This window comes from Cellulomonas aerilata (genome assembly GCF_007991755.1).
Lineage (GTDB): Bacteria > Actinomycetota > Actinomycetes > Actinomycetales > Cellulomonadaceae > Pengzhenrongella > Pengzhenrongella aerilata.
Genome location: NZ_BJYY01000018.1, coordinates 21,331 through 32,183 on the forward strand (window position 1 = coordinate 21,331; position 10,853 = coordinate 32,183).

Sequence of the window (10,853 nt, forward strand, 5' to 3'; positions counted from 1 at the left end):
CGGCTCGGGTGACCGGCCAGCGGGGCGGGTCACGTCCCCCGCGGGCAGCCGCGCCCCGTCGGCGCGGCGCCCACGTGGCGGCGGCGGCGGCGTCGCGCCGCCCGCGATGCCCTCGGGCCCCCCGGCCGCTAGCGTGGGCCCTGGTCGGACGCCCTGTGCGGGGTCACCCGGCGAGCAGGTCGCATCCGTGCGTCCGTGCTCGCCGGAGCCGGCTGTCCTGCTCGGACCGGTGACGACGACGTCTCCGAGCACCGGGTCGGGGGGCACCGTGCGGGGCCGGCACCGGTCGGACCCCGGGCGACAGGGACGGCGCGAGAGAGGACACGCACCATGAGCGAGCACGGTCCGGTCAGTGACCAGGAGTCGATCTACGACGACACGGACGAGGGCAAGGGCGTCGTCCGCATCGCGGTCGTCGCCGCCCTCGGCGGATTCCTCTTCGGCTACGACAGCGCCGTCATCAACGGCGCCGTCTCGGCCGTCGAGGACGAGTTCAACGCGGCATCGGCGGCCCTGGGCTTCGCCGTCGCGTCGGCGCTGCTCGGCGCCGCGGCCGGCGCGATGATCGCCGGCCGGATCGCCGACCGCCTCGGCCGCCTCGCCGTCATGAAGATCGCGGCGGTGCTGTTCCTCCTGAGCGCGATCGTCACCGGCCTGGCGCCGAACCTGTCGATCCTCGTCCTCGGCCGGATCATCGGCGGCGTCGGCGTCGGCATGGCGTCGGTCATCGCGCCGGCGTACATCGCCGAGATCGCTCCGGCCCGGATCCGTGGCCGGCTGGCGTCCCTGCAGCAGCTGGCCATCGTGACCGGCATCTTCATCTCGCTGCTGATCGACTTCCTCCTCGCCCGGGCCGCGGGCGGCTCCGGGGAGACCCTGGGGGCCGGCCTCGAGGCCTGGCGCTGGATGTTCCTGGCCATGGCCGTGCCGGCCGTGATCTACGGCGCCCTGGCCTTCTCGATCCCCGAGTCCCCGCGGTTCCTCATCGCCGCGCACCGCATCGCCGACGCCAAGGTGATCCTGAGCAAGCTGCTCGGGCCGACGCGCATCGACGCGAAGATCGAGAAGATCCGCCTCTCCATGGAGCGCGAGACCAAGCCCTCCTGGGCGGACCTGCGGACCCCCGCCGGCAAGGTCGCCACGATCGTCTGGGTCGGGCTCGCCCTGTCGGTGTTCCAGCAGTTCGTCGGGATCAACGTGATCTTCTACTACTCGAACATCCTCTGGGAGGCCGTCGGCTTCGACGAGGAGCAGGCGTTCACCATCACCGTCATCTCGGCGACGATCAACGTCCTCACGACCCTCATCGCGATCGCCACCGTCGACAAGTTCGGTCGCAAGCCGCTGCTGATCATCGGGTCGATCGGCATGACCGTCACCCTGGCGACGATGGCCTACATCTTCGGCACGGCGAACGTCGTCGACGGCAGCCCGGTGCTCGAGGGCGCCGAGGGTCCGATCGCGCTGGTCGCCGCCAACCTCTTCGTCGTGGCGTTCGGCATGTCGTGGGGCCCGGTGGTCTGGGTGCTGCTCGGGGAGATGTTCCCCAACCGCATGCGCGCCGCGGCCCTGGGCCTCGCGGCCGCCGCGCAGTGGGTCGCGAACTGGCTCATCACCGTGAGCTTCCCCAGCCTGCGCGACATCTCCCTGTCGCTGGCCTACGGGTTGTACGCAGCCTTCGCGCTGCTCTCCCTGCTCTTCGTCCTGAAGTTCATCGAGGAGACCAAGGGCAAGCAGCTGGAGGACATGCGCGGCTGAGGCACCCGACGCCTCGACCGGGACTCGTCGGCGCCGCGGTCGACGTCCGGCCCGCTGACCTTCGATCCTCTGCCCACGCGGCCCGGCCCGGGTGGCGCCGCCCGCCCGGTCCCTCGCCGTGGTACGAACGGGGCCGGCGCGGGCGTGTCCTTCGACGGGACGCGGCCGACCGCGCCCGGCGGACGCCGGACGAGCCGGCAGGGCACAGGAGGAGGTGGCGGTGTCGCGGGTGACCTTGCAGACCCTCGCGGACGAGCTGGGTGTCTCCCGCGCCACCGTGTCGAACGCCTTCGGGCGGCCGGACCAGCTCTCGGCCGCCCTCCGTGAGCGCATCCTGGCGAAGGCGGAGGAGCTGGGCTTCGCCGGCCCGGACCCGGTCGGCCGTGGACTGCGGCGGGGTCGGGTGGGAGCGGTCGGCGTCCTGCTCGACCAAGGGCTGTCCTACGCGTTCTCCGACCCCGCCACCGTCATGTACCTCGACGGACTGGCGCAGGAGCTGCAGGCGAGCGGCTTCGGGCTGCTCATGCACGCCGGGACGGGCGCGGGGGACGACGTCGCGCTCGTGAGGTCCGCCCTGGTGGACGCCTGGGTGGTCGCGTCCCTGCCGGCCGGGCACCCGGCGGTGCGTGCTGCGCAGGCGCACCGGCGCCCCATGGTCGTGTTCGACCAGCCTGATCTGGACGGCGTCCCGACGGTCGGCCTCGAGGACGCGACCGGGGCGGCGCTGGCGACGCGGCACCTGCTGGATCAGGGACATCGACGGTTCGGGGTCCTGACGATGGCCCTGCAGGCCGACGGCCGGCAGGGGGTCGCCGACCCCGCTCGGCAGCGGCGCGCGACCTACGCCGCGATGGCGCGCCGGCTGGCCGGCGTCCGGGCCGAGGTGAGCGCCTGCGGGCTCGACTGGTCCGACGTGGTGGTGATCGAGTGCGCCACCAACACCGTGGACACGGGTGCGCTCGCGACCTGGGAGCTGCTGGACCGCGCGGAGAGGCCGAGCGCGGTGGTCGCCTTCAGCGACCAGCTGGCGATCGGGGCACTGCTGACGGCCCGGGAGCTGGGCATCGCCGTGCCGCACGACCTGTCGGTCGTCGGGTTCGACGACACTCCCCCGGCTGCGGCCGCCGACCCGCCCCTGACGACCGTGTCGCAGCCCCTGCACGAACGAGGACGGGCCGCCGGGGTGCTGGTGCGTGAGCTGGTGCAGGGCCTGGAGGTCCAGGCCCCTGCGCCGTTCCCCGTCGAGCTCGTCGTCCGAGGCAGCACCGCGCGGGTGGCCGGCTGAGCCGGGCGTCACCCGCTCCGGGTGGATGTTCCGGTCAGCGGCTTCCGACGAGAGCGACCTCGGGCAGGCGGGCGTCGTCCGGGACGACGGTCGCCATGGCGGAGCTGGGCTCCGTGGCGGGGACGGTCACGCCGCTGAGACGCTCGGAGTACAGGTTGGCGAAGAAGAACTGCATGTCGGAACCCCTTGTTGTCGAGCTCGGCGCCGGGTGCACCGTGAGCATGCCTCCACTCTACTAGATCGATTCAGAAGTGAAAGAGGGTCAGCGCGTGAACCGGGCCACAGTCCCGGGGTGCGCCATGACCCCCGGCTGGTGGACCCCGGTGGGGCTCGTCCCCGGCCCGGTCGGCCGGCACCACTCCGCCCGGACCCGCGGCGCCGGGTTCACGCGTGCCGCCGCGCGCCGTCCGTTCGGCGTAACCGACCGCGCGCGCCTCGATGGGCGTGGTTGACTCCCGCTGGTGAGCGAGACGAGGGTGCTGGACCGCGACAGGGTGCACCCTGCCCCCGTCCCGGGCACCAGGCCCCCGTCCCGCGCCCGCCGTCTGCGTGCCCGCCTCCTCCCCCGCGGCGTCGACCTGCCCGAGTCCGCCTGGAACGGACGCCACCGGGCGGTCGTCCTGTTCCTGTGGGTGCTGACCGCGGTGACCACGGTCTGGGCGGTCGGCCTCGTCCGGACGCCCAACGCGGTGGCCGAGGCGGCCGCGCTGGTCGCTGCGACCGCGGCCGTCACCGCCATCCCGACCCGGCGACGCCGGCTGGCGGCCTCGGCCGCCTCGGTCACGATGCTGCTGGCGACGGCGGTCCTGGTGCACCTGTCCGGCGGGGTCATCGAGGTGCACTTCCTCTTCTTCGTGATCGTCGCCGCCGTGACCCTGTACCAGCAGTGGGCCCCGTTCCTCTCCGCCGTCGCGTTCGTCACCCTGCACCACGGCGTGCTGGGCACCATGGCGCCGGAGGCGACCTACAACCACCAGCCGGCGATCGAGAACCCGTGGCTGTGGGCCGGTGTCCACGGCGGGTTCATCGCCCTGGCGAGCCTGGTGGGGCTGGCGGCGTGGCGCTTCGACGAGCTGGTCCGCGACGAGCTGCGGCAGGTCGGGGAGCACCACCGGGTCGTCCTCGACTCGGTCGGCGACGCCGTCCTCGCCCTGGACGGCGGCGGTCGCGTCCTCTCCTCCAACGCGCGGGCGGCGGTGCTGCTGGGGACCGCGCCCGCGCTGCTGACGGGCCGCCACGTGCACGACGTCGTCCACCCCCGAGCGCCTCACCCCGCGCAGACCTGCCCGCTGGCCGGAGGCGGCGCGGACCAGGGCCTGGCGGAGATCGAGCACCGGCCCCCGGCGACGACCGAGGGTCTCGCCGACGGCACGCCCGGTGGCGCCACGAGGACCGCGACCGTCCCGGTGACGTACCGGCTCTCGTCCGTCGACGGCGACAGCCGCGCCACCTCGGTCCTCACCCTCACCGACGTCACGGGGACCCAGCGGGCCCAGGCGGCCGAGCGCGAGCTCCGCCACCTGTCCGCCGAGCGCCTGGTCGAGCGCGCGGAGGTGCGGCAGCTGGCCGCGTCCGTCAGCCCCTCCCCCCTCTCGGTCCCCGGGGTCGAGCTGGCGGCCAGCTACCTGCCCGCCTCCGAGGCGCTGATGGGCGGGGACCTGTACGACTGGTTCCGCTCGCCGGACGGCACCGTGACCGTGGCGGTGATCGACGCGATGGGCAAGGGCCTGTCGGCGACCAGGCACGCGGTGGCGGTCCTGCACACGCTGCGGGTCCTCGCCCTGGACGGGCAGCCGCTGCGTGATCTGCTGGGTCGAGCCGCCGCCGTGATGGCGGACTACGACGACGACCTGATGGCGACCGCGGTGGTCGCGCGCTACCGCCCGGCGACCGGCGAGGTGGACGTCGCGTCCGCCGGCCATCCACCGGCCCTGCTGGTCCGCCGCGACGGCCGAACCGAGCTGCTGGAGTCCGTCGGGATCGGGTTCGGGGTCCCCGGAGCCGGCAGCTCGGTGCTGTGCAGCGCGACGCTCGCGGTCGGCGACACGCTGGTCCTCTACAGCGACGGGCTGATCGAGGGCACGCGCGACCTGGACCGCGGCCTGGCCGACCTGCGCCGCACCGCTGCCGCGGCCGCGACGGACGACCCGGAGCAGCTCGTCGAGCGCCTCGTGCGCGAGCCGGGATCCGTCGCCGCCGGCGACGACCGCGTGGCCGTCGTGCTGCGACGGGGCACCGGGCAGGGGTGACCGGCCGTCGGGCCGTGCCCTAACGCGGGCGGCCAGGCCCCCGGGTCCGTGCCGCCCGGACCACCATGACCAGGCCGACGACCACCAGGACGGGTCCGACGACGGCCCACAGCGTCGCGCCGGTCATCGGGCTGCCGGCCAGCACCCCGAGACCCTGTAGGGTGAACACGGCGCCCATGACGATCAGGACGACGCCCAGGACGAGCTGCGCGGGCTTGCTCACGGGACCTCCGAGGCGTCGCGACGGGCGGTCGCCGTCGTCGACAGGGACACGCGGCGCCGGCACGGCGGGCGCGCGGCTCCCTCCACCAGGACCCTACGTCGCCCCGGCGTCGCACGGACCTCGCACGCGTGGCGGATGACAGCCGGGCACCGACGGGTCACGCTCCTCGCATGAGTCCCCCGCGCTCCGCCCCGGGCACCCGCCGCCTGGCCGCCCTCGCCGGCGTGCTCGCCGCCGGCGTGACCCTCGGCGTGTCGTCCCTCGCGGCCGCCGTCGTGCAGCCCGCGTCCGCCCCGCTCGTCGCGGTCGGGGACGCGTTCATCGACGTCACGCCGGGATGGCTCAAGGATGCGGCGATCGCCGTCTTCGACGTGCACGACAAGACGGCGCTGGTCGTGGGCATGGTGCTCGTGCTCACCGTCCTGGCCGCCGGCGCCGGTGTGATCGCCCTCCGCAACCACACCCTGGGGACGGTCGGGGTGGTGCTGCTCGGTACGGTGGGCGCGGTCAGCGCGGCGTCCCGCGCCGACGCCGGGCAGCTCGCCGTCGTGCCCAGCCTGGCCGGCACCGCGGCCGGCGTGGTCGCGCTGCGCGCCCTGGTCGATCGTCTCGACCCGGCGCCGCGCCCGGCGCGGGACGGCGCGCCCGACGTCACCGGGCCCACGGCGCCGGACCGACGGTCCTTCCTCAACGCCGCGATGGTCGTCACCGCGCTGGCGGCGCTCTCCGCTGCGGCCGGCTCGGTGGGGGCCCGGGTGACCCAGGCCGCCGGCGCGGCGCGCGAGCTGCTGCGGCTGCCCGCGCCGGCACGCCCGGCGGCGGCCGTGCCCGCGGGCGCCCAGTCCCCAGCGGTGGGTGTGGTCGACGTCGTGACCCCGAACGACGACTTCTACCGGATCGACACCGCGCTCGTCGTCCCGCAGGTCGACCCGTCGACCTGGACCCTGCGGGTGCACGGGCTGGTCGAGCGGGAGGTCACGATGACGTTCGCCGAGCTGCTCGCGGCCGACCTGGTCGAGACCTACGTGACGCTGGCGTGCGTCTCCAACCCGGTCGGCGGAGACCTCGTCGGCAACGCGCGGTGGCTCGGGCTGCCGATCCGCGAGGTCCTGGCCCGCGCGGTGCCGCTGCCCGGTGCCGACATGGTGCTCTCCACCAGCGTCGACGGGTTCACCGCCTCGACCCCGCTCGCCGCCCTCACCGACGACCGGGACGCGCTGCTCGCCGTCGGGATGAACGGCGAGCCCCTGCCGCTCGCGCACGGCTTCCCGGTCCGGATGGTCGTCCCCGGCCTCTACGGCTACGTGTCTGCCACGAAGTGGGTCACGGACCTCGAGGTCACCCGCTTCGCCGACCAGGAGGCGTACTGGACCGTGCGCGGCTGGAGCGCCGAGGGGCCGATCAAGACGTCGTCCCGCATCGAGGTCCCCCGCCACCGCGCCTCCGTGCCGGCCGGCGCCGTCACGGTCGGCGGGACCGCCTGGGCCCAGCACACCGGGATCACCGGGGTCGAGGTGCAGGTCGACGAGGGCGAGTGGCAGCCGGTCGCGCTCGCGGCGGAGATCTCGGTCGACACGTGGCGGCAGTGGTCGTGGTCGTGGGACGCCGAGCCGGGGTCGCACACCCTGCGGGTCCGTGCCACGGACGCGACCGGCGAGGCCCAGACGGGCGACCGGCAAAGCATGATCCCGGACGGGGCGACCGGCTGGCACGAGGTCACGGTCCAGGTCTCCGCCTGACCGGCCGGCGGCGGTGCACGTGCCCGCGCGGTGGTGGCGACCGACGAGCCGGCGGACGCAGCCGCGCCGCCGCCGACCTCGACCGGACGGGGGGACCGCTCGCCGCCGGTGAGCGCCGACGTAGGCTCCTGGGTCGTGGCGACGTTCTCATCGGTGACGCAGCAGCACGTCCTCCAGGCGCTCGCCGAGTACGACGCCCGGGGTGCGCAGGAGTTCCTCGACGTCTACGGGTTCGCCCCGTCCGACGACCGACCGCTGGTCCACGAGGGCCGCAGCTACGACTCCCGCGCCGTCCTCGGCGTCGCGCACCGGTTCGCGACCGGACGCATCGCGACGCCCGAGGAGGTCGAGAGCGGCTTCGACGGTGCCGTGACGATCCTGCGCCGCCGGGGGTTCACGGTCTCCGAGCCCTTCTTCGGCGCGCGCCGGACGGCCCCCGCGACGCGGACGCCGCGTGCGCCCCGGGCCGCGGGCGCGAGCCGCACCCCCAGCCGAGCGGTGAGCACCGCGCCGGAGCGGACGCCGTCGATCTGCCCGACCTGCTCCATGGCACTCCCGGCCACGGGCATCTGCGACAACTGCAGCTGAGGTCACCCCGCGCCGAGCGCGTGGGCCGTCGCAGCCGTCACGGTCGTCCGCCCCGGGGGCAGGCCTATGCCACCGAGCGGTAGGCCTCCCACGCGTTGCTCATGCGCTGGATCTGCCCCGCCGAGAAGCGGTCCATGCAGAAGTCCTCCGCGTAGTCCATGAAGTTGTGGACCGGGTCGAGGCCGTCGTCCCGGGGGCAGGAGTCGCGCCCGGCGTCGGTGCACTCGAAGGCAGGCAGCGCCTCGGCCGGTGTGTCGCCGACGTAGTCCCCCGGCCCGCTGCAGCCGCCCTGGAACGTGTGGAAGAGACCGAGCCAGTGCCCCACCTCGTGCGTCGCCGTGTCCCCCTCGTTGTACGGAGCGGCGTCGGCGCCGGGGAGCGACTCGTCGAGGATCACCACGCCGTCCTTCCAGAGCTGACCTCCCTTGGCGTGCTGAGGGAACGTCGCCCAGCCGAGGAGGCCCCCGCCGATGTCCGCGACGTAGATGTTGAGCGTGCTCGCGTCACCGGTCCGCAGTGCTTGCTTGGCGGCGCGCTCCTCCTTGCTGCCGGAGGTGAGCGTGGACCACGCCGCGTCGACGGTGTAGGTGGTGGCGGCCGGGTCGTAGATGAACCGGAACGGCGTGTCCGCGGAGAGGTCGGCGGCGCCGGTGCCGCTGAAGGCCTCGTTCAGGACGTCGATCTGGGCCGCGATCTGAGCGTCCCGCTCCGCCCGCTCCTCGGCCGTCAGCGCGGTCGCGGTGATGACGTGGAAGACCGTGGGGACGGTGACGGACCCGGCGGGGAGCACCGCTCGGACACGGGGGCTGCCCAGCGCCGCAGCCTGCACGGCCGAGACGGCGTTGGGCTCGCTGCGGGTCGAGCCCTTCTTCACCCGTGCGGCGAAGCCGGTCGGGTCGACCGCCTCGCAGACGGTCGACCCGCCGGCATGGTCGGTGTGGCGATGAGCGGCGGGCGCGGCACTCGAGGCGGGCGCGGCCGTGGCGAGGCAGAGGACGAGTGCGGCGGTGGCCCGCACGGTGGTCCGGGTCACGCGGTGGAGATTCATGGGACTCCGTCGAGGTGTCGTTGACCTGTCGAGCGAGTGGCTCACCGTAGGCAGGGCGAGGGGCCGGCACAAGAGGCGAGGACGCGGCATGCGGCGGTCCGGGGAACAAGGCGCACCGCCTCGGTGGTTGCTCGCACGACCACCTCGGTCCACTGCTCAAGAAGGAGCCTGACCTATGGCGACCATCGTCGTCTTCGGAGGCACCGGCTACACCGGTGCGAATGTCGTCCGCGAGGCCGCCTCGCGTGGTCACCGTGTGATCTCCGTGAGCCGTTCGGAGCCGGAGACCGCCGTCGACGGCGTCCAGTACCAGATCGGCAGCGCCGAGGACGTCGCCCCGCAGGTGGTACCGGACGCCGACGCCGTCGTGGCCGTGCTGTCGCCGCGCGGCGACATGGCCGGACGTCTCGTGCAGGTCTACGCGGCGCTGGCCCGGTTGTCCGCCGAGGCGGGCGCTCGCTACCTCCAGGTCGGCGGGTTCAGCTCCCTTCGTCCCGCACCGGGTGCCCCGCGCTTCGTCGAGGGCGAGGTCCCGGAGCAGTACCGCGACGAGGCGCTGGAGGGCGAGGCGACTCGCGTGCTGCTCGCCGACGACGCTCCCGGGGCGCTCGACTGGGTGTTCGTCAGCCCGGCCGGGACCTACGGCGCGTGGGCCGCCGGCGAGCGCACCGGGACGTACCGCGTGGGCGGCGAGGTCGCGCTCTTCGACGAGGAGGGCGGCTCGACCATCTCCGGCGCCGACTTCGCCCTCGCCCTCGTCGACGAGATCGAGGCCGCTGACCACCACCGCGAGCACATCGGCGTCGCCTACTAGCGAGCTCACCGGGTGGCGCCGACAGGGGCGCCGCGTGTGGGCGGTGTCGGCGGTGAGCCCGTGGACGCAGGTGCCCGGCCGAGCGAGTCATCTCGGCTGGGCACGCCGCCTGACCTCGGCAGGCTCGGGGTAGCCGACCCCGGTGCCGTCCGTGTGCACCACGTCGTCCTCCCACGGCACCCGGTAGGTACCGGCGACGAGGTCACGCATGTACGTGTACGGGTTGTCCGTCGCGCCGCCCTCGACCGAGACGTACCCGCGGTGACCCAGCTGGTAGATGTTGTTCTCCACACCCCACAGACGCCGGGCCTCGTCCGCCTCCGCGGGGACGATGGCCGCGGTGAGGATCCGGTCCGGGAGGCCGTCGCCCTCCTCCATGACCGACCCGTCGTACCCGCAGACCATCGCCTCGCCCATGGACCAGATCCCCGCCTCGTCGGGTCCGGCCAGGCAGACCGAGGCGGTGAAGGCCAGGTTGGTGAAGGCGTTGACGATGTTCGTCGCTCGCCAGCTGTGCTTGATGGGGAAGGTGTAGCCGGCGGTCCGCAGGATGACGTTGGCCCCGCGGTACGCGGCCTCGCGTGCCACCTCGGGCAGCTGACCGTCGTGGCAGATGATGAGCGCGAGGCGCGACCCCTTGGGCCCGTCGCACACCGGGATCCCGGTGTCACCGGGCGACCACGGCTCCAACGGCACCCAGGGGTGCAGCTTGCGGTAGACGAGCTGCACCGAGCCGGCGTCGTCGACGATGATCCCGGTGTTGAACGGGGCGCCGCCGGGGTTCCGCTCCATGACGGAGAAGCAGCCCCACACCGAGGCCTCGGCACAGGCCGCCGCGAGCGTGGCGACCTCCGGCCCGTCGACGTCGAGGAGCAGGCTGTCGTCCAGCCAGTTCTCCGGCCGCAGGCCGATGAGGCTGTACTCGGGGAAGACGAGCAGGTCGGTCGTGGGCATCCCCCGCTTGGCGCCCCGCACCATGTCGGCGATGCGCTGGACCGTGTCGAGGACGCCGGACCGGTCGGCGATGTGCGGGACGGCGAACTGCACGAGGCCGAGGACCATCGCGTCGGGCGACGGGTTGAGACCACCAAGTCCGTTCATGTGTACGTGCCTCTCAGGTGGGTGGGACGGCGGGCGCCGGGCGCTGCG

Annotated in this window: 10 protein-coding genes; 6 read left to right on the forward strand and 4 right to left on the reverse strand. The window is 74.0% G+C overall.

The window, feature by feature from the left end; genetic code table 11:
* The first annotated feature begins 330 nt into the window (after positions 1 to 330).
* Entirely contained in the window at positions 331 to 1,758 is a 1,428-nt protein-coding gene (locus CAE01nite_RS14205) for a sugar porter family MFS transporter (RefSeq protein WP_146905908.1), read from the forward strand.
* Between the two features lie 229 nt (positions 1,759 to 1,987).
* Positions 1,988 to 3,043 carry a LacI family DNA-binding transcriptional regulator gene (locus tag CAE01nite_RS14210; RefSeq protein ID WP_146905910.1) on the forward strand — a complete coding sequence of 352 codons (1,056 nt, stop codon included), beginning with the start codon at positions 1,988 to 1,990 and terminating at the stop codon, positions 3,041 to 3,043.
* 34 nt (positions 3,044 to 3,077) lie between these two features.
* Here the strand turns inward: CAE01nite_RS14210 and CAE01nite_RS14215 are convergent, their stop codons facing one another.
* Positions 3,078 to 3,266 (reverse strand): hypothetical protein, encoded by a 189-nt coding sequence (locus CAE01nite_RS14215; RefSeq protein WP_146905912.1) that lies wholly within the window; start codon positions 3,264 to 3,266, stop codon positions 3,078 to 3,080.
* A gap of 238 nt (positions 3,267 to 3,504) precedes the next feature.
* On the opposite strand from CAE01nite_RS14215, the gene CAE01nite_RS14220 reads away from it, so the two are divergent.
* Entirely contained in the window at positions 3,505 to 5,292 is a 1,788-nt protein-coding gene (locus CAE01nite_RS14220) for a PP2C family protein-serine/threonine phosphatase (protein ID WP_146905914.1), read from the forward strand.
* A gap of 19 nt (positions 5,293 to 5,311) precedes the next feature.
* Here the strand turns inward: CAE01nite_RS14220 and CAE01nite_RS14225 are convergent, their stop codons facing one another.
* A complete protein-coding gene (locus CAE01nite_RS14225) occupies positions 5,312 to 5,515 on the reverse strand; it encodes a hypothetical protein (protein WP_146905916.1) in 204 nt (67 codons plus the stop codon).
* A gap of 170 nt (positions 5,516 to 5,685) precedes the next feature.
* Between CAE01nite_RS14225 and CAE01nite_RS14230 the strand changes: the two genes are divergently transcribed.
* Complete coding sequence (locus CAE01nite_RS14230) at positions 5,686 to 7,254, forward strand: molybdopterin-dependent oxidoreductase (protein WP_146905918.1); 1,569 nt, start codon at positions 5,686 to 5,688, stop codon at positions 7,252 to 7,254.
* Between the two features lie 135 nt (positions 7,255 to 7,389).
* Entirely contained in the window at positions 7,390 to 7,842 is a 453-nt protein-coding gene (locus tag CAE01nite_RS14235; protein WP_146905920.1) for a ScoMcrA-related endonuclease, read from the forward strand.
* Positions 7,843 to 7,906: 64 nt separating this feature from the next.
* On the opposite strand, the gene CAE01nite_RS14240 is transcribed toward CAE01nite_RS14235, so the two are convergent.
* Entirely contained in the window at positions 7,907 to 8,890 is a 984-nt protein-coding gene (locus tag CAE01nite_RS14240) for a zinc metalloprotease (RefSeq protein WP_146905922.1), read from the reverse strand.
* Positions 8,891 to 9,065: 175 nt separating this feature from the next.
* On the opposite strand from CAE01nite_RS14240, the gene CAE01nite_RS14245 reads away from it, so the two are divergent.
* Positions 9,066 to 9,704 carry an NAD(P)-dependent oxidoreductase gene (locus CAE01nite_RS14245; RefSeq protein ID WP_146905924.1) on the forward strand — a complete coding sequence of 213 codons (639 nt, stop codon included), beginning with the start codon at positions 9,066 to 9,068 and terminating at the stop codon, positions 9,702 to 9,704.
* A gap of 87 nt (positions 9,705 to 9,791) precedes the next feature.
* Here the strand turns inward: CAE01nite_RS14245 and CAE01nite_RS14250 are convergent, their stop codons facing one another.
* Positions 9,792 to 10,805: a formamidase gene (locus tag CAE01nite_RS14250; protein ID WP_146905926.1), complete on the reverse strand. Its 1,014-nt coding sequence runs from the start codon at positions 10,803 to 10,805 to the stop codon at positions 9,792 to 9,794.
* Positions 10,806 to 10,853 lie beyond the last annotated feature (48 nt).

Bases quoted from the DNA above. Each gene is read 5' to 3' on its own strand.
- CAE01nite_RS14230 (WP_146905918.1), top strand. From the start codon at position 5,686: ATGAGTCCCCCGCGCTCCGCCCCGGGCACCCGCCGCCTGGCCGCCCTC.
- CAE01nite_RS14215 (WP_146905912.1), bottom strand. From the start codon at position 3,266: ATGCTCACGGTGCACCCGGCGCCGAGCTCGACAACAAGGGGTTCCGAC.
- CAE01nite_RS14245 (WP_146905924.1), top strand. From the start codon at position 9,066: ATGGCGACCATCGTCGTCTTCGGAGGCACCGGCTACACCGGTGCGAAT.
- CAE01nite_RS14250 (WP_146905926.1), bottom strand. From the start codon at position 10,805: ATGAACGGACTTGGTGGTCTCAACCCGTCGCCCGACGCGATGGTCCTC.
- CAE01nite_RS14205 (WP_146905908.1), top strand. From the start codon at position 331: ATGAGCGAGCACGGTCCGGTCAGTGACCAGGAGTCGATCTACGACGAC.
- CAE01nite_RS14240 (WP_146905922.1), bottom strand. From the start codon at position 8,890: ATGAATCTCCACCGCGTGACCCGGACCACCGTGCGGGCCACCGCCGCA.